Source organism: Halobacillus litoralis, from assembly GCF_009856355.1.
Taxonomy (GTDB): domain Bacteria; phylum Bacillota; class Bacilli; order Bacillales; family Halobacillaceae; genus Halobacillus; species Halobacillus litoralis_B.
Genome location: NZ_WMEW01000002.1, coordinates 282,990 through 305,461 on the forward strand (window position 1 = coordinate 282,990; position 22,472 = coordinate 305,461).

24 protein-coding genes are annotated in these 22,472 nt (G+C 47.5%); 3 read left to right on the forward strand and 21 right to left on the reverse strand.

Annotated features, from left to right (window positions below):
* Positions 1-50: 50 nt before the first annotated feature.
* From GLV97_RS05275 to gpr, 11 genes are all read right to left on the reverse strand, one after another.
* The gene (locus GLV97_RS05275; protein ID WP_160889180.1) at positions 51-797 is read right to left on the reverse strand and encodes a 16S rRNA (uracil(1498)-N(3))-methyltransferase; all 747 of its coding nucleotides are present in this window, start codon (positions 795-797) and stop codon (positions 51-53) included.
* Positions 798-803: 6 nt separating this feature from the next.
* A complete protein-coding gene (prmA, locus tag GLV97_RS05280; protein ID WP_160836166.1) occupies positions 804-1,742 on the reverse strand; it encodes a 50S ribosomal protein L11 methyltransferase in 939 nt (312 codons plus the stop codon).
* A gap of 138 nt (positions 1,743-1,880) precedes the next feature.
* A complete protein-coding gene (dnaJ, locus tag GLV97_RS05285; RefSeq protein ID WP_160836167.1) occupies positions 1,881-3,008 on the reverse strand; it encodes a molecular chaperone DnaJ in 1,128 nt (375 codons plus the stop codon).
* Positions 3,009-3,155: 147 nt separating this feature from the next.
* On the reverse strand, positions 3,156-4,985 hold the full coding sequence (dnaK, locus tag GLV97_RS05290; protein ID WP_160836168.1) for a molecular chaperone DnaK: 1,830 nt from the start codon (positions 4,983-4,985) through the stop codon (positions 3,156-3,158).
* A gap of 40 nt (positions 4,986-5,025) precedes the next feature.
* On the reverse strand, positions 5,026-5,571 hold the full coding sequence (gene grpE / locus GLV97_RS05295; RefSeq protein WP_160836169.1) for a nucleotide exchange factor GrpE: 546 nt from the start codon (positions 5,569-5,571) through the stop codon (positions 5,026-5,028).
* 125 nt (positions 5,572-5,696) lie between these two features.
* A complete protein-coding gene (hrcA, locus tag GLV97_RS05300) occupies positions 5,697-6,719 on the reverse strand; it encodes a heat-inducible transcriptional repressor HrcA (RefSeq protein ID WP_160836170.1) in 1,023 nt (340 codons plus the stop codon).
* Between the two features lie 99 nt (positions 6,720-6,818).
* Positions 6,819-7,958 carry a radical SAM family heme chaperone HemW gene (gene hemW / locus GLV97_RS05305; protein ID WP_160889181.1) on the reverse strand — a complete coding sequence of 380 codons (1,140 nt, stop codon included), beginning with the start codon at positions 7,956-7,958 and terminating at the stop codon, positions 6,819-6,821.
* A gap of 73 nt (positions 7,959-8,031) precedes the next feature.
* On the reverse strand, positions 8,032-9,846 hold the full coding sequence (gene lepA / locus GLV97_RS05310) for a translation elongation factor 4 (RefSeq protein WP_160836172.1): 1,815 nt from the start codon (positions 9,844-9,846) through the stop codon (positions 8,032-8,034).
* 93 nt (positions 9,847-9,939) lie between these two features.
* Positions 9,940-10,260, reverse strand: a complete 321-nt coding sequence (locus GLV97_RS05315; RefSeq protein ID WP_160840663.1) for a hypothetical protein — start codon at positions 10,258-10,260, stop codon at positions 9,940-9,942.
* A 12-nt stretch (positions 10,261-10,272) separates the two neighbouring features.
* Positions 10,273-11,424: a stage II sporulation protein P gene (spoIIP, locus tag GLV97_RS05320; protein ID WP_160836174.1), complete on the reverse strand. Its 1,152-nt coding sequence runs from the start codon at positions 11,422-11,424 to the stop codon at positions 10,273-10,275.
* Positions 11,425-11,508: 84 nt separating this feature from the next.
* On the reverse strand, positions 11,509-12,594 hold the full coding sequence (gpr, locus tag GLV97_RS05325) for a GPR endopeptidase (RefSeq protein ID WP_160889182.1): 1,086 nt from the start codon (positions 12,592-12,594) through the stop codon (positions 11,509-11,511).
* A gap of 160 nt (positions 12,595-12,754) precedes the next feature.
* Between gpr and rpsT the strand changes: the two genes are divergently transcribed.
* Positions 12,755-13,015 (forward strand): 30S ribosomal protein S20, encoded by a 261-nt coding sequence (gene rpsT / locus GLV97_RS05330; RefSeq protein ID WP_160836176.1) that lies wholly within the window; start codon positions 12,755-12,757, stop codon positions 13,013-13,015.
* Positions 13,016-13,116: 101 nt separating this feature from the next.
* On the opposite strand, the gene holA is transcribed toward rpsT, so the two are convergent.
* Positions 13,117-14,145, reverse strand: a complete 1,029-nt coding sequence (gene holA / locus GLV97_RS05335; protein ID WP_160836177.1) for a DNA polymerase III subunit delta — start codon at positions 14,143-14,145, stop codon at positions 13,117-13,119.
* 345 nt (positions 14,146-14,490) lie between these two features.
* On the opposite strand from holA, the gene GLV97_RS05340 reads away from it, so the two are divergent.
* On the forward strand, positions 14,491-14,625 hold the full coding sequence (locus tag GLV97_RS05340) for a YqzM family protein (RefSeq protein ID WP_027955338.1): 135 nt from the start codon (positions 14,491-14,493) through the stop codon (positions 14,623-14,625).
* Between the two features lie 40 nt (positions 14,626-14,665).
* Here GLV97_RS05340 and GLV97_RS05345 read toward each other — a convergent pair whose 3' ends face one another.
* From GLV97_RS05345 to GLV97_RS05355, 3 genes are read right to left on the reverse strand one after another with little or no spacing between them, the layout of a single operon-like run.
* Complete coding sequence (locus GLV97_RS05345; RefSeq protein WP_160889183.1) at positions 14,666-16,927, reverse strand: DNA internalization-related competence protein ComEC/Rec2; 2,262 nt, start codon at positions 16,925-16,927, stop codon at positions 14,666-14,668.
* On the reverse strand, positions 16,924-17,481 hold the full coding sequence (locus tag GLV97_RS05350; protein ID WP_160889184.1) for a ComE operon protein 2: 558 nt from the start codon (positions 17,479-17,481) through the stop codon (positions 16,924-16,926). Before GLV97_RS05350 ends, GLV97_RS05345 begins: the two co-directional genes overlap by 4 nt.
* Before the next feature lie 57 nt (positions 17,482-17,538).
* Complete coding sequence (locus tag GLV97_RS05355) at positions 17,539-18,108, reverse strand: helix-hairpin-helix domain-containing protein (protein ID WP_160889185.1); 570 nt, start codon at positions 18,106-18,108, stop codon at positions 17,539-17,541.
* A 76-nt stretch (positions 18,109-18,184) separates the two neighbouring features.
* Between GLV97_RS05355 and comER the strand changes: the two genes are divergently transcribed.
* A complete protein-coding gene (gene comER / locus GLV97_RS05360) occupies positions 18,185-18,994 on the forward strand; it encodes a late competence protein ComER (protein WP_160840669.1) in 810 nt (269 codons plus the stop codon).
* Positions 18,995-19,069: 75 nt separating this feature from the next.
* On the opposite strand, the gene GLV97_RS05365 is transcribed toward comER, so the two are convergent.
* Genes GLV97_RS05365 through aroE form a run of 6 tightly spaced genes read right to left on the reverse strand, consistent with a single transcriptional unit; the run spans position 19,070 to position 22,461 of the window.
* Complete coding sequence (locus GLV97_RS05365) at positions 19,070-19,798, reverse strand: class I SAM-dependent DNA methyltransferase (RefSeq protein WP_237418575.1); 729 nt, start codon at positions 19,796-19,798, stop codon at positions 19,070-19,072.
* Between the two features lies 1 nt (position 19,799).
* Positions 19,800-20,153 carry a ribosome silencing factor gene (rsfS, locus tag GLV97_RS05370; protein WP_160836182.1) on the reverse strand — a complete coding sequence of 118 codons (354 nt, stop codon included), beginning with the start codon at positions 20,151-20,153 and terminating at the stop codon, positions 19,800-19,802.
* 48 nt (positions 20,154-20,201) lie between these two features.
* A complete protein-coding gene (yqeK, locus tag GLV97_RS05375) occupies positions 20,202-20,756 on the reverse strand; it encodes a bis(5'-nucleosyl)-tetraphosphatase (symmetrical) YqeK (protein ID WP_160836508.1) in 555 nt (184 codons plus the stop codon).
* Positions 20,746-21,318 carry a nicotinate-nucleotide adenylyltransferase gene (locus GLV97_RS05380; protein ID WP_160836183.1) on the reverse strand — a complete coding sequence of 191 codons (573 nt, stop codon included), beginning with the start codon at positions 21,316-21,318 and terminating at the stop codon, positions 20,746-20,748. Before GLV97_RS05380 ends, yqeK begins: the two co-directional genes overlap by 11 nt.
* Positions 21,319-21,332: 14 nt before the next feature.
* A complete protein-coding gene (yhbY, locus tag GLV97_RS05385; RefSeq protein ID WP_160836184.1) occupies positions 21,333-21,623 on the reverse strand; it encodes a ribosome assembly RNA-binding protein YhbY in 291 nt (96 codons plus the stop codon).
* Between the two features lies 1 nt (position 21,624).
* On the reverse strand, positions 21,625-22,461 hold the full coding sequence (gene aroE / locus GLV97_RS05390; protein WP_160889186.1) for a shikimate dehydrogenase: 837 nt from the start codon (positions 22,459-22,461) through the stop codon (positions 21,625-21,627).
* Positions 22,462-22,472: the final 11 nt, after the last annotated feature.

Consider the following 22,472-nt stretch of genomic DNA (forward strand, 5'->3'; position numbering starts at 1 on the left):
TTGTTATCTTAGCATGAAAGCGGTTCGATTGCGAGAATAAATGGGATGGATTATGCTTCCTCCAACACATAGGATAAAGCGGATAAAAAGTAAAGGGGAGCTGTTTCCATCCGCAGAATACGAGGCCCGAGCCGGATGGATAAAAAGCCGGCTTCCTTAAAGGCTTCCACCTCTTTGTCAGAAAATCCGCCTTCCGGACCGAAGATGACAGCGATGGAGTCGCCTGGACGAATAGCATGGAGAGCATCGGAAAACTTCCGGCGGGTCTCGCTCCTCGCTTCCTCTGCATGCGCAAAAAAGCACCAGTCATGGGTTTCTTTCAATCCTGTGATGTCCTTCAGTGAATGCAGACCGGATACAGAAGGGATGACTGTCCGCTCCGACTGTTCGCCTGCTTCCTTGGCAATCTTCTCCAGCCGCTGAATCTTTTTAGGGGCTTTTTTTCCATCCCATTTGGCAACAGACCGATCCGCCTGATAGGGAATAAAGGAAAACGCACCAAGCTCCGTGCCCTTCTGGACGATCTGCTCCAGCTTGTCCCCTTTACCCAGACCGGCAGCAATGGTCACTTTGACAGGCAGCTCACGATCTTCCTCAATCCAATGGATAATCGAACATACAATCTCTTCGGAGAGGATGTCAATTTTACATACAGCAGGTCCATGGACAGGATGAACAGCAGTAAGCTGGTCTCCCTCTCCCATCCTCATCACGCGGCTGATATGATGGACATCATCCCCTGTAATAGTTACCGACGTGTCACTCCAATACGGAGCGTCAATAAAATAACGCTGCATAAGAGGTCACTCCGGCTTTTTGGCGATAATGCTGATCCAGTCTTCCATTTTATTTGTTTCCACAATTTCGAAGCCTGATTCAATCAAACGATCACGTACCATTTCTTTGCGGGCAGAAATGATTCCACACGTAATGAAATAGCCGCCTGGTTTCACGACACGGAAAGCATCATCTGTGAATTTTACAATAATCTCAGCCAGGATATTGGAAACGATCAGGTCCGCTTCCCAATCCACACCTTCAAGCAGATCATTCACTTCGGAGGTCACCTGGTTTTCCACACCATTCAGCGCGGCATTGTTTTTCGTGCTCGAAACCGCCACATCATCCAGATCATAGGCATACGCATGCTCAGCCCCGAGAAGAACGGAAGCGACACTCAGGATTCCTGAGCCGGCACCGACATCAGCGACGACATCTCCCTTTTCCAAATACTGTTCCAGTGCTTGGATGCTCAGAACCGTTGTTGGATGGGTCCCAGTACCAAAAGCCATACCCGGGTCCATTTCGATAATGATTTCATCACTGGAGACAGGTGTGTAATCCTCCCACTCAGGAATGATGGTGATTTTCTCGGAAATTTTAACGGGCTTGTAATACTTTTTCCAAGCTGTAGCCCAGTCTTCTTCATGGATTTCCTGGACCGTTATTTCATTGCGGCCGATGTCAATGCCAAATTCAGTCAGATTGCTGATGGTTTTCTTCACTCCATCGACAGTCTCCATAAGAAAACTGTTCATAGGCATATAAGCCTTAACATAAACACCTTCCGCAGGGTAATCAGCAGGGTTCAGCTCATAAATTTCTCCAAGCTTCGTTTTCCTGCGCTGCATATCAGCCGGGTCCTCAATGACCACGCCGCTGGCACCGGATTCATGCAGAATATTTGATACAGGTTCAACCGCTTCTGTCGTCGTATGAACACAGACTTCAGACCATTTCATTACACTCCACCCTCTTCTCTTATGTCTAAAAAAACCCGGAGGCCTTTTCTTCCCTCTCAAAAAAAGTCTGCACGATGAAAACAGGACATTGACTCGGAAATCACCTGCAAGTTCCATCGTACAGACTCTGTTACATCCTTAGTCGCCTTTAAAAGCGCGCTTCATTCGCTCAAAGAAATTGCCGTGCTGTTCTTCAGCGGCTTCATTTCCACTAATATCATTAAATTCACGAAGAAGTTCCTTCTGGCGCTCGGTCAGGTTCTTCGGTGTGATGACTTTCGTCTTCACATGCTGATCGCCCTGGCCGCGGCCGTGAACATTCGGTGCGCCTTTTTCTTTAAGACGGAACGTTTTTCCTGTCTGCGTACCGGCAGGAATCTTCAGCTTCACATTCCCGTGAACCGTAGGCACCTGGATTTCGTCCCCAAGGGCTGCCTGTGCAAAGGTCAGAGGGACATCGCAGAAGATATGGTCGCCTTCACGCTGGAAGAATTCATGCGGCTGCACACGGATGACAACAAACAAGTCGCCGGCCGGTCCGCCGTTGGCTCCGTCTTCCCCTTTGCCCTGGACACGGATCTGCTGGCCATCATCAATACCCGCAGGAATATCAAGATGGATCTTGTTGCGTGTTTTCACGCGGCCGTCGCCGCCGCACGTATTACATTTATCCTTAATGATTTTTCCGCTGCCCTGGCAGTGGTGACAGACACGGCGGTTTACGACACGGCCGAATGGTGTGTTCTGCTCCTGATTAATCTGCCCGGAACCTTGACAATGGGAACACGTTTCCGGTGTAGTTCCCGGTTTCGCCCCGGACCCATCACACGTATCACAGTCTTCCTCCACAGGAATTTCAATATCCGTGGATTTCCCAAAGATGGCTTCTTCAAACTGAAGGGTCATTGTATATTGCAGATCGGCACCTTTACGAGGGGCGTTCGGATCACGGCGGCGGCCTCCACCACCGAAGAACATATCAAAGATATCACCGAATCCACCGAAGTCTTCTGCGCCTCCGCCAAATCCGCCGAAGCCTCCCTGGTTTGGACCGGCATGGCCGAACTGGTCATACTGGGCTCTCTTCTGCTGATCGCTCAGGGTTTCATAAGCTTCTTTTGCTTCCTTGAATTTTTCAGAAGCATTTTCCTCTTTGCTGACGTCTGGGTGATATTGACGAGCCAGCTTGCGGTAGGCTTTCTTAATTTCATCCTTCGAGGCATCCTTGGACACACCAAGCACCTCATAATAGTCACGTTTACTCACTTGTAGATCACTCTCCCGGACGCTATTACATAACGTTAATATTAACACTGAAGGGTAGGGCGGGCAACCGTCACCGCTTCCCCTTCTTATTCATTAAAAAAGTCAAAGTCAAGAAGATCCTGACTTTGACTTTTTTTCTACGCTATCTTACTTCTTATCGTCTTCGTTGACTTCTTCATAGTCAGCATCTACGACATCTTCATCGGCTCCGCCGGCCTGTTCACCCTGCTGGGCTTCCGCCTGCGCCTGAGCCTGCTCGTAAAGCTTAACGGAAAGTGCCTGAACCTGCTCTTGAAGGGCATCTTTCTTCTCCCTGATCGCATCAAGGTCTTCGCCTTCAAGGGCTGTTTGAAGTTCTTCCTTAGCTGTTTCTGCTTTTTGTTTTTCATCTTCACTGACCTGCTCACCAAGATCCTTGATGGTCTTGTCTGTTGTGAAGATCAGCTGATCAGCTTCGTTTCGAAGTTCAACAGCTTCACGTTTCTTCTTGTCTTCTTCCGCATTTTCTTCTGCCTGACGAACCATGTCTTCTACTTCGTCATCAGAAAGACCGGAAGAAGATTTGATTGTGATGGACTGCTCTTTATTTGTACCAAGATCTTTAGCACGAACGTTCACAATACCGTTGGCATCAATATCGAAGGATACTTCAATTTGTGGAACACCGCGTGGTGCCGGTGGAATATCCGTCAACTGGAAGCGTCCAAGTGTTTTGTTGTCCTGAGCCATTTCGCGTTCCCCTTGAAGGACGTGAATGTCTACAGCTGTCTGGTTGTCCGCCGCTGTAGAGAACGTCTGGGAGTGGCTGGTAGGAATCGTTGTGTTACGTTCAATCAGCTTCGTTGTTACGCCGCCCATTGTTTCAATACCTAGAGAAAGTGGAGTAACGTCAAGAAGAACAACATCTTTTACGTCTCCTTGAAGGACACCACCCTGGATGGAGGCACCAAGTGCTACCACTTCGTCAGGGTTTACACCTTTGGAAGGATCTTGTCCGATTTCACGCTTGATGGCTTCCTGTACAGCTGGAATACGTGTGGAACCACCAACAAGAATAACCTTGTGAATGTCTCCAGCACTCATGCCGGCATCTTTAAGAGCCTGACGAGTCGGCTTCATGGAACGCTCAACAAGATCAGAAGCAAGCTCTTCAAATTTCGCACGAGTCAAGTTCATTTCAAGGTGAAGCGGTCCTGCTTCTCCCGCAGTAATGAACGGAAGGGAAATTTGCGTCTGTGCTACGCCGGAAAGATCTTTCTTCGCTTTTTCAGCCGCATCTTTCAAGCGCTGTTTCGCCATTTTGTCCTGGGACAAGTCAATGCCGTTTTCTTTTTTGAATTCAGCTACCATGTGGTCGATAATGACTTGGTCGAAGTCGTCTCCGCCAAGACGGTTGTCACCAGCTGTAGAAACTACTTCAAATGTACCGTCACCGATGTCAAGGATGGATACGTCAAACGTACCGCCGCCAAGGTCATAAACAAGAATTGTCTGATCCTGGTCTTCCTTGTCAATGCCGTATGCCAATGCTGCAGCTGTCGGCTCGTTAATGATACGCTCTACCTGCAGACCAGCGATCTTACCAGCATCTTTTGTCGCCTGACGCTCCGCATCGTTAAAGTAGGCTGGAACTGTGATAACCGCTTTATCAACGGTTTCTCCGAGGTAATCTTCAGCATAGTTCTTGATGTATTGAAGGATGATTGCAGAAACCTCTTGAGGTGTGTACTCTTTACCTTCAACTTCCACCTTATAGTCTGTACCCATGTGACGCTTGATGGAAAGAAGTGTGTTCGGGTTTGTAATGGCCTGACGCTTCGCCACTTCCCCTACCTGACGTTCTCCATTTTTGAATGCCACTGCGGATGGCGTTGTGCGGTTACCTTCAGGGTTAGGGATAACTTTCGCTTCCCCACCTTCCATCACTGCTACACAAGAGTTCGTTGTACCTAAGTCAATACCTATAATTTTACCCATGGTTGAATGTCCTCCTTTGCGTACTCATCTACCTGTTTTTTTATTGGTTTACTTTTACCATTGACGGGCGGATAACCCGGTCTTTCAAGCGATAGCCCTTCTGGAGCTCTTCCACTACGATATTGGACTCGTAGTTTTCATCCTCTACCTGCATCACTGCCTGATGAAGATGTGGGTCAAACTCTTCTCCCTGGGCAGGGATGACCTCTACGCCTTCTTTCTCAAGAGCGGTTTTGAACTGGTCGTAGACCATTTTCATACCGTTGGCAAGGTTTTTGGCGGCGTCACTGTCCACCTCTACCTGCAGGGCTCTATCGAAGTTATCTAAAGCTGGAATCAGCTCTTCAATAAGACTTTGGGATCGATATTTCCGATCCGCCTCTTTTTCCTTCTGGGTACGACGGCGGAAATTATCATAGTCTGCCTGAAGACGAATCAGCCGGTTGTTGAGCTCCTCTTTTTCCTGACGGAGCTGCTCTATTTCCCCTTGAGATTCTTCGGTTTCTTCTACAACTTCACCTTGAACCTCTTCCGGTTCCTGCTGTTCATCTTTTTCATCAATGATTTCCTGTTTGTTCTCTTCCATGACTTCCACCTCCTACTATCCATTACACCGTTATTGAATATAACATGAATCTATATCCTAAAAAAGCATCACACAAAAAGAAGCGATGGGAAAACCGCCCCATCTTCTTTTTGCCGTTCACAGGATCAATACCAGCCCCGGAACGTGTTGGTCATATGCTTGGATAGTACATGCATCAATGAAAACATCCGGTTATACTCCATGCGCGTCGGACCTAATAAAGCAATGGTCCCCATCTGGTCATTGCCAAGGTGATAGGTAGCTGTTATCAGGCTGCAGTTCTGCATGGAGTCGAATGGATTCTCCTGACCTATTCTGACTTGGATGCCTTCCTGACCGGAACGCAGCAGATCAGCCATTTCATTTTCCTGTTCAATCGTCGCATACAGCGACCGGACCTTTTCCAGATCCCTGAACTCCGGCTGCATGAGAATGTTTGTCTTACCACCGATATACAGCTTTGTCGGATGGTCTTCCACAAGCGCGGACCTTAAATAAGAGAAGGCCTCTTCATGGTGATCCATATGGTGCCTTAACATCTCGTTAATTTCCGTATAGAGCTTCTCGTGCAGCTTCACAAGGGGAACACCCTGCAGACGCTGATTCAGGATGTTGACCATCTTCTCAAGGTCTGTGCCTTTCATTTCCACAGGCACGTTGAACGCTCTGTGCTCCACATGCCCGGTGTCTGTAACAAGAATGGCAATCGCAGAATGTTCAGAGAGCGGAACGATTTGAAGCTGCTTAAGCTTCGTCTCAAATACTTCCGGCCCCAGGATGATGGAAGTATAGTTGGTCATTTCAGACAGAATGCCTGCCGATTTCTGAACCACTCGTTCAAATTCCATCATTTTTTCGTTAAAGGCATCTCTGATCGTAACGATTTCCTGCCGGGACAACCGCAGCGGAGAGAGCAGATGGTCGACATAAAAGCGGTAGCCCTTCTCAGAAGGGACCCTTCCGGATGAGGAGTGGGTCTTTTCAATAAAACCCTGATCCTCAAGGTCGGCCATTTCATTACGTATCGTAGCGGAGCTGAATGTTACAGCTTCTTTCTTTGCTATGGTACGCGATCCTACCGGCTGAGCGGTCAGAATGAAATCATCAATAATCACTTGCAAAATCAGCAATTGTCTATCTGTTAACATCGATGATCACCTCTGTTAGCACTCGTTTTAAGTGAGTGCTAAATCTAATAATAAATTATCAAAAGGGTCCGGTGATGTCAACGGAAAACCATCAATTTTTCATTCGTCCAGCAGGAATTCCTGGAACACTTCGTTCCCAAGGATTCTTCCCCGTGGTGTGAGCTGGATAAACCCGTTGTTTTCCTGAATCAGCTGCCTGTTTTTCAATGTTCCAAGTGCGTCACCGAAAACGTTATCCATCGGCTTCTGGTATTTCTTATAAAACCGCTCCATGGATACCCCCTGCGTTTTCCTCAACCCAAGAAACATTTCTTCTTCCATTTCTTCTTTGGTTGTGATGGGTTCCTCATGAAGAATCGGTTTTCCGTCTTCTCCTGCCTTTTTCACGTAGGCTGGCAGCGGTCGGATATTGATTGTCCGTTTCCCAGGCATATATCCATGGGCACCCGCCCCGATTCCGTAGTAATATTCGTTATTCCAGTATGTCAGGTTGTGTTTACTTTCAAACCCTGGAAGAGCAAAGTTGCTGATCTCATACTGATGAGCTCCGGCCGCAGCGAGTTTACGCTGGAGAAGCTCATACATCTGGGCCTCATCCTCTTCCGGCGCTTTTGTCAGTTTCCCTTTTTTATAACGCTGATAAAAAATCGTTTTTGGTTCGATCTGCAGCGAATACGAAGAATAATGAGGCAGGCCGAACTGGACGGCTTCATCCACTGTTTTTTCAAAATCCTCCACCGTCTGGCCGGGAAGAGCGTACATCAGATCAATGCTCACATTTGTAAGACCTGCCTGCACAAGACGATCTATGTTTGTATACACATCTTTGACTTTGTGCACCCGTCCGATTTTTTCCAGCATCTCATCATCAAACACCTGGACACCGAGCGATATCCGATTGACTCCATAGGCTTTCAATAAACGCACCTTCTCAAGATCGAGATCACCCGGGTTCGCTTCAAACGTATATTCCTCGCATGAGGCTGTATCAAAGTGGTCATCAATCATCTTCAGGAGCTTTTCCAGCTGCTTATGGTTGACGGCTGTAGGTGTTCCTCCACCGACAAAAATTGTACGGACACGGGCTTTCTCTCCCGGGATATATGCGTGTATTTCTTTTTCCAACGCTTCTAAATACTCATCTGCCAGCCGTTCATTGTAAAAGAACTTCGTAAAGTCGCAGTAATGACAGATCTGTTGACAGAAAGGAATGTGTATATAAGCGGATGGGATATTCATGGATGTTTCCACCTTTCATAAGGAAAACCGCAAGAGAATAGTCTCCTGCGGTCTTTATAGTAAAACTGTTCGTTTAGTCTTCGTTCAGATCAAGCACAGACATGAAGGCTTCCTGAGGGACTTCCACAGAGCCTACCATCTTCATGCGCTTCTTCCCTTCTTTCTGCTTCTCAAGCAGTTTACGCTTACGGGAGATATCTCCTCCGTAACATTTGGAAAGGACATTTTTACGCATCGCCTTGATTGTGGTACGGGCAATGATTTTGTTCCCGATTGCAGCCTGCACCGGAACCTCAAACTGCTGTCTCGGGATGAGTTCTTTCAACTTTTCAGCAATCAGCTTTCCACGCTCATAAGCGAAGTCTCTGTGAACGATGAAGGAAAGCGCGTCAATGGTATCTCCGTTAAGAAGGATATCCATCTTCACAAGATTGGATACGCGGTAGCCGATCAGCTCATAATCGAAGGACGCATATCCCTTCGTCTGAGATTTCAAGGAATCGAAAAAGTCATAGACGATTTCAGACAACGGGATCTCATATACGATATTCACACGATTATCATCAAGGTACTGCATATCCATGAAGTTCCCGCGCTTACGCTGGCAGATCTCCATAACCGGACCTACATAATCATTCGGAACCATAATGGTGGCTCTTACAAAGGGTTCCTGCACCTCATCCAATGTCTGGTTATCAGGCATCATTGATGGGTTGTCGACATTCATTTCAGAGCCGTCTGTCGTCGTAACCTTGTAAATTACGCTTGGAGCCGTCGTGATGAGGTCGATTTTGTATTCACGCTCGATCCGCTCCTGGATAATTTCCATGTGCAGCATCCCGAGGAAACCACAGCGGAAACCAAACCCAAGCGCCTGGGATGTCTCTGCTTCGAATTGGAGGGAGGAATCATTGAGTTCCAGACGCTCCAGTGCATCACGCAGGTCGTTATATTTGCTGGCATCGACCGGATACATCCCGCAGAATACCATTGGATTCATGCGCTTATAACCCGGAAGCGGTTCAGCAGCAGGGTTGGAGGACAGCGTAATCGTGTCACCCACACGGCTGTCTCCGATGTTCTTGATGGAGGCCGTCAAGTATCCGACATCACCGACCGTCAGTTCTTTTTTCTGGGTCGGGGTCGGACGGAAGACGCCCAGTTCATTGACTTCAAACTCCTTGCCTGTCGCCATCATTTTTATTTTGTCGCCCATTTTAATTGAACCTTCACGGACGCAGACATAGGCAACGACACCGCGGTAGGAATCATAAAGGGAATCAAAGATCAATGCTTTCGTCGGATCTTGGACCCCGCCTTCAGGGGCAGGGATATCGGTCACGATCCGTTCCAGAATTTCGTCGATGCCGACTCCTTCCTTGGCCGAAGCGAGAATCGCATCAGACGCATCAATGCCGATGACGTCTTCAATTTCCTGCTTAATCCGGTCAGGATCAGCACCAGGAAGGTCGATCTTGTTAATAACCGGGATGATTTCCAAATCGTTTTCCAACGCCAGATACACGTTTGCCAGTGTCTGGGCTTCGATCCCCTGTGCAGCGTCAACGACAAGAATCGCCCCTTCGCAGGCAGCAAGGCTTCGGGAAACCTCATATGTAAAATCGACGTGGCCCGGAGTATCAATCAGGTGAAACGTGTAATCCAAACCGTCATTCGCTTCGTAATTCAATTGAACGGCGTTCAGTTTAATCGTAATCCCGCGCTCACGTTCCAGATCCATCGCATCAAGGAACTGCTCTTTCATTTCACGCTGGGTTAAAGCTTTTGTTTTTTCTAAGATACGGTCCGCCAATGTCGATTTCCCATGGTCGATATGGGCAATAATCGAAAAGTTCCGGACCCTTTCCTGTTTGTTTTGTGCTGTCAACTTAAATCACTCCTACTGAATTCGACACAAATATCTAGGTTGATTATAGCAGTAACCCCCGGATTATTCAATGGCATAGAAAAGCAGGCCGGATCAGCCTGCCTGAATTATTTCGGAGGCAATGACGATCAAACCGTTGAACGTGACCGCCACCCCTTCTCCAATCCCGGCAGCCAGACGGGTGATCCACGGAACATCTTCTGGTTGGGAAGAAGGATGGCAGTCCTTTTCGGCCGCGTGTATTTGTTCTGTTGTGCCAGTGGGGGACTGCCGGTCTTCTGCTTTTTCTTCTACCTCCTCCGGCTGATGGACGGACACAGCCTCATCAAGCTTTTCATTATTCTTCTCAATGCCGTACAAAGCGCCGGCAATAAAGACTCCGAACAGGATGATCAGACCGGCCAGTCCCTTCATGATCGTCCCTCCTTATGGTTCTGTCGTTACTTTTTGTTCGTCGAAGTAGTAGTCGCTGAATACTTCAGCCATGATGTCCGCTGAACGGTACAGCTCATCCAAATTGTTATAGACGCCTCCGAATTCGATCAGAATGGCATTTGGGTTGATGTCCTGATTGTACACCCCATCCACCCCCGACCCTTTTTTAGTAATAACCCCGCGGCTGATACCCGGGTAGGCCTCCTCCAGTTTGTTGTGAAGAGCAGTGGCAAATGCAAGGTTCTTCTCATAACCAGGATGCTCCGCACCAATAACAAAAGCAAAACGAGCGTAGTCCTTCCCATTTATCGTCGTTGTCGTATGCTCTCTTCCAAGGCTGTCCCTGTGAAGATCAAAGAAGTAGATCAACGAATCATTGGTGCCTGCCGCTTCCTCCACTACCGGCCGGACAGCATCATAAGACTGATAGTATTTCATACCTTTCTCACTTCGAAGGGCGGCTACATCTGTTTTATCAACGATTGTCCCTACTCCTCTTCTTTCCAGACTCTTTCCTAAACGGTCTCCTACAAGGGTGATATTCACTTTACCATCATAAACGGTCGATTCATCAGGAAGGTGGGGATAAAAGGATTCGGTGTTGTGCGTATGGTAAATATACACATGGTCCTCTCCCACAGGTTCGGCTTCCTGGTCAGTACCAGAATCCTTCTCCTCTATTTCCCCCTCTTCCCCTCGTTCTTCTACTTCAAGAGGCGGCTCTGATTCAATTGGGAGTGTAGAAAAGTCCGTTCCCTGCCCGGCAATGATAATCTGACTGTTGTAGGAAGATAAACCGGGAATTTCTCTACCAAGGAGGCTTCGCGGGTCATTGGGTGTCAAACTTGTCAGCAGTTGAAAAGAGAGGGAGGTGAGGCCGGGAATCCTGTTTCCCTCCGGATGCGCATCTTTGAACACCCGGTTCTCCATTTCAAACAAATAGATGAAGGATCCACCTTTCAGCTTCGCCGTCCATTCCTGTATCGTATCGGAATACAGCCGGTAGGTCGTTTTCGCACCAGTAAGCACCCCGATGCCAATGAATAGCAGAAGCAGGATGGTGACACTCAGCACAACCCACCGGGTCCCGCGTTTCACAACGTTTCCGTCCTTCTTTTTCCACTTGTCCGGGTAACGGTACATAAAAAATCCTCCTCTCATACACATCTAGTAAATGGTATGAGAAAGAGGATTTTCATAGAACCGGTCTCTATCATTTTTTCTATTTTAGTATGACTCAAGGCGGCCGTCTTCGACACCGGAGTGAAGCGCTCCGTTAATACCGGAGGCAATAACACAGGCCATATCTTTAATAAAACTATCCACTTCCTTCGGGGTCACCATCAAGTTATGACCCAGAGGAGTCAATACTTCCTTGATCAGCTGCTTTTTCTCATGTTCGGCAAGTTGACCAAACATCCCCATCACCGCCTGGCTCTGTTCATCATCAGGATGGTCTTCTTCTGTCAGGGTTTTTCTTTCAAAGGGATTAAGAGCCGGAGACAATGCATTGGATGGACGGTCTTTCTCCCTCCACTCGCGTCCGAAGTGCTTGAGTACATAGTCAATGGTATCACTCGTAATGGTAACAGCATCCACAACCGTCGGCACCCCTATGGAGATGACGGGAATCCCATACGTTTCCCGGCTGATTTCCTTTCGTTTGTTTCCGACGCCGGATCCGGGGTGTATGCCCGTGTCAGACAGCTGAATCGTCGCATTGATCCGGTTAATGGACCTGGAAGCAAGAGCATCGATAACGAGGACAAAATCAGGCTTGATTTCCTCGATAATGCCATGAACCATATCACTCGTTTCAATGCCGGTGACTCCCATGACCCCCGGGGTGACCGCCGAAACCGGACGCCAGCCTTCCGCGACGGTTTCCGGATGCAGTTCAAACAAATGGCTGGTTACGTAAACATCTTCGGTCACAAGCGGACCAAGAGCATCCGGGGTCACATTATGGTTCCCAAGCCCGACGATCAGTCCACGGTCCATATCCTTGATGCCGCATGCTTCCACCAATTTTCTCAATTGTACCGAAAGCGTTTCTGCCAGGTTTTCCTGAAGTTCCTTGTCCTGTTTACGAATGGCCAGGGATTCCAGGGTCACATAATGCCCCGGCTTCTTGCCGATTCTCTCGGCCCCGGCCTCATCGACCGTGACATAGGTGATGGTGATGTCATTCTCCTTGTTTTCATGGACTTCCACCCCGTCTCTGTCTGAGGATGACGGATCATCCTTTACATTCATTTCCTGCGCTTCAAGCGCCAGATCCGTGCGGATTGAGTAGTTGAATCGTTCTTCCATAACGTCAGCCTCCTTATCCAAATGTTCTCCCAAGCATAAGAAAACTATGCAGATGATCGGATAAGGATTGAGATAAGTATTGAAAACAGCTGGCTGCTCTGGTAAAATGTCTTTTGTTCGATATGAATGAGTCTTTTGTTTTTACCTAGGAGGTGAAACCATGCCTAACATTAAATCAGCGAAAAAACGTGTACGTGTAAACGATGATGCCCGCGCCCTTAACGCAGCATTCAAATCCGACATGCGTACGGCGGTTAAACGTGTAGAAAAGCTTGTTGAAGCTAAAGATGTAGAAAACGCGAAAGAAGTGCTTCCTACAGCTGTTAAGAAAATTGACAAAGCTGTTCAGCGCGGCGCCCTGCACCAAAACACAGGAAACCGTAAAAAATCCCGCCTAACTAAATTAGTTAACGCACTATAATTAAATCGTAATTTATGACCAACAGACGATCCTTCTTAATGGAATGGGTCGTTTTTACATGAAAGAGGCCCTCCGGCACTAAGCCGGAGGGCCTCTTTATTTTATATCGATGCTTTCGCATCCGACGTCTGCTGTTTAATATGGATTAACCGGTATAGAAGCATTTCAAAAGCAAGCGCTTTTTCCATTTTCCCCTGCTTCAGATTGTAATCCGTCTCCGCAAGTTCATTCATGATTTGGTTCAATTCCTGATTACTGAAATAACGCTCCCGCTTTAATGCCATTTTGATGACATATGGATGAGCTTTTATATACGTTTTCATTTGATTCTGGGCATAGCCTTTCTGTTTAAGCACTTTAGCCTGATTGATAATACGGAATTGAGAGGAAAGCAGAGCCGTCAAAGCGATCGGCTCTTCATTCACTTTTTCAAGGTCCTTGTAAATACGGATCGCTTTTCCAAGATCCCTTTCCATCACAGCATCCACGAGCTTCAGTCCGGAAGCTTCCGCACTGTGTGAAAGAAGCTGCTCGGCTGCTTCTTTTGTTACAACGCCGCCTTCTCCTACATAAAGGGCGAGCTTTTCCATTTCATTCCGCAGCGCCATCAGGTTCGCACCAATTTCCTGTGTGAATAATTCGTATATATCCTCCGGCACGGTAATATGTAAATCCCGCGCAAGACTTGCAATCCACTTGTCCATGTTCCATTCTTTAACCGGCTCACAGTGAACCACCGCGCCATGCTTTTTCAGTTCTTTAAAAAGCTTTTTGCGCTCATCCAGCTTTTCATAGGGAGCAATCAGGACCAGAGTCGTGTATTCGGCTGGATTTTGTATGTACTGCAGCAGCACATCCACATCATGCTCAAAGGACAGCTTGTCCGGCTTTGCTTTGAGGAAGACAGGGTTGTTGGCGATGACCACTTTCCCATCTCCCAGAAACGGAAAAGTTTCCGCATCTGTGACGACATCTTCCACAGGAATTTCCTCCAGATCATACTGGGATACGTTGAACTCCCGATCTTCTTTCTTTAACGCCTGCTTTATGATTTTATCTTTGTTTTCCTGTATTAGATACGGTTCTACTCCATATAGTAAGTACACCTGTGATTGATTCTGCTTGGCCATACAATGGTTGTCCTCTCTATAAAAAAAGAATACGGCACCCTCCTGAGAGGGAGCTCAGTGTCACTATTTTATTGTCCTTTTCAAGATCTGTCAAAAAGTGATGTGAGCATGCCGTATAAACCATCTATATAAACGCCATTTCAAAAGCCCCGGGTGCTTTTGAAGAGGACGATGTTGTTCCTCTCTTGCGTTTAGTTTGACCGCCTGGGGGAGAATTATCTGTGACAAGTCTTGCTAGCTGTGGCAAACGTATGAATCCAGGATAATTTTAGAAATCCTTTTCACACCATGTAGATTTTTGGCTGTAAATGCACTATACTTAGTAATTGATATAGGAGGGGTAATATGAACGAGTTCAAAAATGATATTCAATCCAAAACGAATGATGTCATTGATTCCGGATTGGGATTTGTCTTCTCATTTGTCTTCTTCTTCATTATTTTCGCAATCGGGGTTGTATTTTCTGTGGTCGGTCAATAATGGTGCAATTCCGGAAGGCTGCTTATGAAGCAGTCTTTTTTTATTTTCTGCTTGCATTATACGGAAGGAAAGTCGAAAACGTTCCATCATCTCCATAAAAATTATAGTGGACAGCCCCGGATTGGTCGGTCCGCAGAATGAGCATATCCCGCTCCATCAGCTTCTCCACCACTTCTTCGTGAGGGTGTCCGTAGCTGTTTTCCACTCCAGCCGAAACCCAGGCAGTACCAGCATTAACCTCATCCAGCCACGCATCACTGGAGGAAGTGTCACTGCCATGATGAGCCACTTTCAGTACATCTATGCGTACATCCGGGAGATCCTGAAGCAGCTGTTTTTCCACAGGGACGGATATGTCTCCGGTGAACATCCACGACTTCCCCCCAAGATCAAAGGTGACAACAAGGGAGTTGTCATTCGCATCCCCTGTATTTTCTGCCGGGTGCAGCACACGCATGCTGAGTCCATCTGTTTTTAAGTGATCTCCAGCAGACGCTTCCCTCTGCTTCACTCCTTTATACTGGACAGGGTAAAAAGGTGAAGTCACAACATTTCCCACATCAAGTTGATCGATCAGATAAGGAACGCTTCCGTTATGATCACTGTCCTCATGAGTAATCAGAATCGTATCAATGGTGTCGATGCCTCTGGATTTCAGAAATGGCACAATGACGGTCTTTGCGGTTCTGGTCTCATCTTCCATGTACGGAGGAGGACCTGCGGCATCAATCATCCACACACCTTTTCTGTAAGGCAGTTCAATGACAAAGCTGTCCCCTTGTCCAATATCAAGCATCGTTACCGTCCCTTCCGGAGACAAATAGGGAAGGGAGGCGTAAACCATAAGCACCCCTGCACACGCTGCACCGTACGCAAAACACCGCTCGAGCTTCCCTCTGCACCAATGAATCATCATCCTGACAAACAAGATCATAAAGACAAGGACTGCGGAAGAAGCCAGTTCACCGATCACCCACGGAATATCAAGCAGACCTCCCGCGCTCATGCCAGCTGAAAGGATGCGGTGATGAAAATCAGAAAATAACGAAGATACGCCCCGGGAGACATCTCCAGGGAGAACGAAGGCAGAAAGAAACAAAAGAAAGGAAACAGGAATGACAAAAAAAGAAAAGTAAGGGACCATGGCCACATTCGCAAAAAGGGACAGCGGTTGAAATTCATAAAAATAGCGGATTTGCAGTGGAAGAATGGATAGTAGGCAGATAAGGCTGATGATTATCGTCTGCTGCCACAGACCGGAGGCCCGCTTCAATACAGGTACGGACAGAATCAGACTGAACGTGACAAGGAAGGAAAATTGAAAGCCGGCCTGATGAAGATAATCCGGTTTCCAAACAAGAAGAAAACCAGCTGTCCAGGCAATAACATCAGATAATGGAATCCGGTGGTTAACCATCGAGAACAAAAGGACAATAAGCGCCATCACGCATGCCCGGATCACCGATGGCGCAGCGCCGGCGAGGATTGTATATGAAGGGAGAAAGAGAAGAAGAAATACCCCGGCCTGCCTTCTCGTTGCCAGACCGGATCGGTAAAGAACCATGTAGACGCCTCCAGCAAGCAGCCCGGCGTGCAGCCCTGAAATAGCCAGGATATGGGAAAGATTGTAGGTTTGAAACCATTCTGTAATTTCTTCAGGTATGGCATCCTTTTCTCCAAAAACAAGGGCTTTGATCCAGCTGCAGGCCCCGGGATCCAACTGTTGTTGTACCCTTTTTAGAAGATTGGTCCGCCATTCGTATATAAAACTTACATAGGACCTTCCTTGACAGGTTATATCAGAGTGGTTTTCCACCATCATTTTAGTGAAGACCCCCTGTGTGGCCATATACGCCGCATAATCAAATTCCCCCGGGTTGCGGGCCGGATCAAACGGGCCCGCCGTACCGGATACCGTACAGAGACCTCCGTGATGATAAACAGGTACCTGTTCATCAGGATCGCTTTTCATAAAGCGCACCTGCCGTCTTATACCTTGTTCATCTTCCATAAGAAACTGCACTGCATAGGAGGTTTCTTTCACTTCTGAATCAATGACAGCGGTCCACGTGTCCGGCCCTTTCATAGAGGCAGGAGGAGATGGGGGAGTAAGATAAATGAACCCGGCAGCGAGGAGAACAAGGGAGAGAAGAAGTTGAGGGATATGAGCACGGAAACCATAGAGAATAACGGTAATTAAGAGGACAAAAATATAAAACGCCTCCCCCTCCAGGGAGGCCAGAACCCCGCCCGCAGCAAAAGCAAGGACGGGGAGGTGCCACCGGCCGGTGAAGGCGTTCATTTTTCAGGAAGGGAGAAATAATGATCGGCTAATTCCTTCAACTCCTCCACTTCAGGATCATGCGAATTCTCCAGCTTATCAATCAGCCGGCCGACAAGATGGCGCTGCTCCGTCTGCATAGGCGGAATTTCCAAGGGGACCTTTTTCATTCGAACGCCGGCCTGTTGGAAGAGCTCGACAGCATAGGGATCATTTTTATAATCCTCTCCATAATAAACGGCTTTGATGCCAGCCTGTATTAACGCTTTCGTACAGTGAACGCATGGAAAATGAGTAACATAGACCTCTGCTCCATCTGCAGCTACGCCGAACTTGGAACACTGCAGCAGCGCATTCATTTCTGCATGAATCGTCCGGACACAGTGCCCCCCTACGACATAGCACCCTTCATCAATACAGTGCACTCCGCCGCTTACACTACCATTGTAACCACCCGCGATCATCCGCTTGTCCCGGACAATCACAGCCCCGACCGCAAGCCGCTGGCAGGTGCTTCTGGATTTTAACAGGTAACTCTGTGCCATAAAATATTGATTCCACGTAATTCGTTCCATCTATGTATCCCCCTGTTTTTTAGTTAAGTTTACTTTCTGTATACTCTTCCGTCAACGTCATGGAACTGTGATAAACTCCTTAAGCTGATCCAATGTTTTCTCCCCTATCCCCGGTACGTCGAGCAATTCCTCTACAGAGCCGAAAGGTCCATGTTCCTCCCTGTATTTCATGATGCTTTCAGCCTTCGAAGGACCGATACCATTCAACGTCTGGATTTCTTCCATAGAAGCCTGGTTAATTCGTATTTTTCCGTTATCCATACCAGATGACCGGGAAGCGGGTTCTCCATCCTCAGGCGTCCCGGCCACTAGAACGACCATTTCATCCTGAAGGATTTGAGCAAGGTTAACACTATGCGGATCAGCCTCTTCTGTCATTCCACCTGCCTCTGTGATGACGTCATCCACCCTTGTCCCTTCCTCCATCGCATACACACCCGGCCGTACAACCGCCCCTTTCACATCCACAACAATTTCATCCTCTGACATGTTTCCTTCAGATTCGGCCGGTACCTGCTCTTCTTCTGTTACGACAGCATTTTCAACCTCTGCTTCCGGCTGACTCTGCCGATAGACGAGTACAAACACTACTATAACAATCACAATCCATCCGTATCGTTTGATCATAATCGTCCGCCCTTCTCTCATAAAACTTCACTGTTGGAATACTATGGTATAGGTGACCATTAAGGGAGGGATTCCAATGAGATGGGGAATCATCGGAACCGGAAATATGGGAAGCATGCTGACTGCATCACTGGTTAAAAGTGGAGCTGTGCGTGGAAATCAATTAACGATTTACAATAGAACAAAAGCAAAAGCGGAAAACTTAAAAGAAGAATTGGGGTCGATTACTGTGGCGGATACGCTGCAGGACATCCAGCAAAACAGCGATATCCTTTTCATCTGTGTGAAACCGCATCATTATAAAGGAATTTTAGAGGAACTGGAAGGAAAGTGGAAAAAAGAGCAGTGTCTCGTTTCCATCACCTCACCGATTGCCGTGGAACAGCTGGAGAAGGCTGTCCCTTGTGAAGTCGCCCGGGTAGTACCGTCGATCACAAATCACGCCCTTGCCGGCGTCAGTTTGATGACATTTTCAGAAAACACAAGTGAACCCTTCCGGACTGCTATTCACCGAGCTTTCTCCCACATTTCGACACCAGTGGAGATTGAAGAGGAATATATACGCGCAGCGTCTGATATCGTTTCCTGCGGGCCGGCCTTTATCAGTTTTCTGCTCAGTCAATGGATCGCAGCCGCCGGAGAGGTGGCCGGCATGCCGAAGGAAAAGGCGACCGTTTTAACAGAAAATATGATGACAGGGCTCGGTGAACTGCTGTCCAGGCGGATTATGACATTGGAAGAACTGATGGAGAAAGTCACAGTCAAAGGCGGGGTGACCGGGGAGGGACTTCAGGCCCTGGAGGACCACATTGGACCTTTATTCCAGAAGATGTTCGAAGCCACACAGAGGAAACATAAAGAAGATAAAACAAACATTCATCTGTAACCCTATTATTCGACATTCTTTGTTGATTTCCTGCTGCATAAAAAAAAGAGTCCGATTTTCCAATCGGACTCCTTCCTATTTCGTACAAGCGATCAACCACCGGTCCCCTTCTGCATCAGGTTCTGTGCTGAAATCTGCATAGACGCCCTGGAAGGAGAAACCTGCCTCCTCCAGCCACGCTTTAAGGTCACGGAGTTCAAATCCCTGCTGGTCATGAACTTCATCAAATCGATGATAACCGGCACCTTCCTGAATAAAGAAGGTCAAGTCGTGAACGATGCTGTTTTCCTTTTCACCAGGATCACAGAACCATACATAGGACAAATCATCATAAACCTCGGCAAAGGTGGAACCACTAAGGTCCCGCTGAATATGATCTATAGAGTGGACATCAAACAAAAACAGTCCGCCCTCTTCCAACGCTGCATGAACACGGTTGAAAGACGCTTTTACCTGTTCTGGTTCCTGGAGATAGTTGAAAACGTCACAATAACTGATAACGGTGTCAAAAGATACCGGAAATTCAAGTTCAGTCATATCCTGTTTTAACCATTGAATAGAGGAACGGGGGTTTTTCTGCTGGGCGACAGCAAGCATTTCCTCTGACAGGTCCACACCTGTCATTTGATACCCCTCCTGATCCAGTCTATGAGTAATCTCACCTGTTCCACAGCCTACATCAAGAATCCTGCTGCCCGTAATGCCGTGATGATGCATCTGATCCTTTGTGAATGACACCCAGCTGCTGTAAGGAGCGTCTTCCATCAAACGGTCGTATACCCGGGCCATGTCCCTGTAGCTCATATTAGTTTTCCAAACCCTCAACGAACACGGTATCCGCGTCTCCCCAGAGTCTTTCCAGATTGTAATAATGACGCTCATCTTTATGGAAGATGTGACAGACGACACCATTGAGATCAATTAAAACCCAGCGGGCCTGTTCAAATCCTTCCATACGTTTCACTTCCATCCCATTCTCTTCAGCCTGAGACTTCACTTCCCTGGCAATAGCCTGTACCTGTCTTTCATTGGATCCTTCGCAGATAACGAAGTAATCCGCAATTAAAGATACGTCTGCCATATCCAATACAACAATATCCTGAGCTCTTTTCTCATCACAGGCCTGTGCGGCCAGTGTTACTAATTCTCTGCTTTCCATGAGCTTCCTCCCTTTTTCATCCTTTATCTCTTTAGGGTCTTTCCCTGTTTATAATAAATCATTATATGCATGAAACGTGTCCGGATAAACGGTCCTTCCCCTGCCGACTAAAAAAACAATTGTATTTTTCAAGGCAAGAAGGCAGGCCTTATCCAAATCCGTTTCTGCTGTTTCCCGGACTTCATCAACACCGGGGAAATTCCGGCCGGGTTCAATGTAATCCGCTAAAAAGACAACTTTATCCAAAACACTCATATGTTTCTTTCCTGTCGTGTGACAGGAAACAGCACTGGACACCTCGGGATCTGTCAAATGAATTTCCTGTTCCAGCATCAGGGCGCCTACGGGTCCATGCCAAAGCTCATGATGATAGTCAAGCAGATCTTTAGGAAGACGCCTGTCGGTTTCAATCCAACGCCGCATCAGATCCCTGTCCTTGTACTTGGCATAATCATGAAGGGCACCAGCGAGGGCAGCTTTTTCAGCATCGGCACCAAAACGCTCAGCGAGGATGACGGCCTGATCGGTTACTCTTACAGTATGGTCAAACCGCTCCTGTTTTAGAAAAGGTTTGACATACGCCAAAGCTTGTTCACGAGTCATTTCCATAGAGGTGATGCTCCTTTATATAAGAATCCACCGCTTCCGGCACAAGGTAACGGACACTTTTTCCATTTTTAAGCTTTTCCCTGATCATAGTGGAAGAAACATCGACACCGGGAATGTCTACATAATGAACATCCGCTTCCGGATTCCACTCATACCCCGGCCGCTTCACTCCGACAAAATCCACGATGGTTTTCAGTTCTTTTATTTTATACCACTGTGGGAGATTTTGTACCATATCTCCACCAATAATAAAGAAAAAATGATGGTCCGGGTATTCGCTATTCAAAAGGGTCAAGGTGTCATACGTGTATGACGTCCCTTTTCTCACAAGTTCGATATCACACAAACGAAAATCCGGATGTCCGGCAATCGAACGCTCCACCATCTCCAGACGAAGTTCCGCGTCTGTCTGAGACTCTTTTTTATGAGGAGGGATATAGGATGGCATAAACCAGACCTCATCCAGTCCCATATCCTCCCGGCAGTATTCAGCCATTAACAAATGTCCATAATGAGGTGGATCAAACGTACCGCCGAGGATGCCGATTTTTTTCATAAGGTCATCCTTCTCTACGGCAGTTCAATCTGCTTATTTTCTTTAGACTCTTTGTACAGGATGATCGTGCTTCCGATTACCTGTACAATGTGGGCGTCCGTAGCTTCCACAATTTCTTCCGCTACAACAGCGGGTTCTTCCAGACAATTCTGCAGAATGCTGACCTTGATCAATTCACGCTTTTCAAGAGCCTCATTGATCTGTGTCGTCATATTTTCATTGACCCCTGCTTTACCAACCTGGAAGATCGGCTGCACCTGATGGGATGCCGCACGCAAATGCTTTTTCTGTTTACTCGTTAACATGTTATTCCCCTTTCAACTTTCGTTCGAACTTTTCAAGGAGCGGACGAGCTTCCGGCTCAAGATCCGTCCAGATTTGAAAAGCATAGACCGCCTGCTGCAATAACATTTCATGCCCAAAATGCAGGCGGGCGCCTTTTTGTTCTGCCTCTTTTAAGAAGGTCGTCATGACGGGGCGGTAGACAATATCACTGACAACCGTCCCCTCTTTCAAGTTTTGAAGTGACAAAATGGATGTGTCTTCATTCGGGCTCATACCGACAGTGGTGGTCTGGATGATCAGGTCATACTCTCCTGCTGCTTGTTCAGCCTCATCAAACGAAACCGCCCGGGCAATGCCGGCCCCGCCGGTTTCAGCAATCATACTTTCCGCCCTGCTGAGCGTCCGGTTCGCTACATCGACCTGCACCTCTGCCTGTTTCATCAGAGCGTCAAAGATCCCCCTGGCCGCTCCTCCGCTACCGAGGAGCAGAACGTTGATCTCCTGTTCAAAAAGGTCAGGAAAACGGGCCTGAAGCGAATGCAGGAATCCTGTTCCGTCTGTATTATAGCCGATCCACCCTTCAGATGTCCGCTTGACTGTATTGACGGCACCAAGCTGGGCAGCACTGCCGTCGACGCCGTCAAGATGCGGAATAATCTTTTCTTTATAAGGTACCGTCACGTTGAATCCGTCCAGATCTCGATTCTTCATCTCACTGATCTGCTCATCAAAGTCTTCCGGTTTGATTTCGAACAGTTGATAATCTCCTTCGACCCCCGTCTGTTTCATCAATTGTCCATGAATCCATGGTGACAGTGAGTGGCCGACAGGAAAACCTGCTAACCCGAATGTATACAAAAAAATCTCCC

Bases quoted from the DNA above. Each gene is read 5' to 3' on its own strand.
- GLV97_RS05275 (WP_160889180.1), bottom strand. From the start codon at position 797: ATGCAGCGTTATTTTATTGACGCTCCGTATTGGAGTGACACGTCGGTA.
- prmA (WP_160836166.1), bottom strand. From the start codon at position 1,742: ATGAAATGGTCTGAAGTCTGTGTTCATACGACGACAGAAGCGGTTGAA.
- dnaK (WP_160836168.1), bottom strand. From the start codon at position 4,985: ATGGGTAAAATTATAGGTATTGACTTAGGTACAACGAACTCTTGTGTA.
- grpE (WP_160836169.1), bottom strand. From the start codon at position 5,571: ATGGAAGAGAACAAACAGGAAATCATTGATGAAAAAGATGAACAGCAG.
- hrcA (WP_160836170.1), bottom strand. From the start codon at position 6,719: ATGTTAACAGATAGACAATTGCTGATTTTGCAAGTGATTATTGATGAT.
- hemW (WP_160889181.1), bottom strand. From the start codon at position 7,958: ATGAATATCCCATCCGCTTATATACACATTCCTTTCTGTCAACAGATC.
- GLV97_RS05315 (WP_160840663.1), bottom strand. From the start codon at position 10,260: ATGAAGGGACTGGCCGGTCTGATCATCCTGTTCGGAGTCTTTATTGCC.
- spoIIP (WP_160836174.1), bottom strand. From the start codon at position 11,424: ATGTACCGTTACCCGGACAAGTGGAAAAAGAAGGACGGAAACGTTGTG.
- gpr (WP_160889182.1), bottom strand. From the start codon at position 12,594: ATGGAAGAACGATTCAACTACTCAATCCGCACGGATCTGGCGCTTGAA.
- rpsT (WP_160836176.1), top strand. From the start codon at position 12,755: ATGCCTAACATTAAATCAGCGAAAAAACGTGTACGTGTAAACGATGAT.
- holA (WP_160836177.1), bottom strand. From the start codon at position 14,145: ATGGCCAAGCAGAATCAATCACAGGTGTACTTACTATATGGAGTAGAA.
- GLV97_RS05340 (WP_027955338.1), top strand. From the start codon at position 14,491: ATGAACGAGTTCAAAAATGATATTCAATCCAAAACGAATGATGTCATT.
- GLV97_RS05345 (WP_160889183.1), bottom strand. From the start codon at position 16,927: ATGAACGCCTTCACCGGCCGGTGGCACCTCCCCGTCCTTGCTTTTGCT.
- GLV97_RS05350 (WP_160889184.1), bottom strand. From the start codon at position 17,481: ATGGAACGAATTACGTGGAATCAATATTTTATGGCACAGAGTTACCTG.
- GLV97_RS05355 (WP_160889185.1), bottom strand. From the start codon at position 18,108: ATGATCAAACGATACGGATGGATTGTGATTGTTATAGTAGTGTTTGTA.
- comER (WP_160840669.1), top strand. From the start codon at position 18,185: ATGAGATGGGGAATCATCGGAACCGGAAATATGGGAAGCATGCTGACT.
- GLV97_RS05365 (WP_237418575.1), bottom strand. From the start codon at position 19,798: ATGAGCTACAGGGACATGGCCCGGGTATACGACCGTTTGATGGAAGAC.
- rsfS (WP_160836182.1), bottom strand. From the start codon at position 20,153: ATGGAAAGCAGAGAATTAGTAACACTGGCCGCACAGGCCTGTGATGAG.
- yqeK (WP_160836508.1), bottom strand. From the start codon at position 20,756: ATGACTCGTGAACAAGCTTTGGCGTATGTCAAACCTTTTCTAAAACAG.
- GLV97_RS05380 (WP_160836183.1), bottom strand. From the start codon at position 21,318: ATGAAAAAAATCGGCATCCTCGGCGGTACGTTTGATCCACCTCATTAT.
- yhbY (WP_160836184.1), bottom strand. From the start codon at position 21,623: ATGTTAACGAGTAAACAGAAAAAGCATTTGCGTGCGGCATCCCATCAG.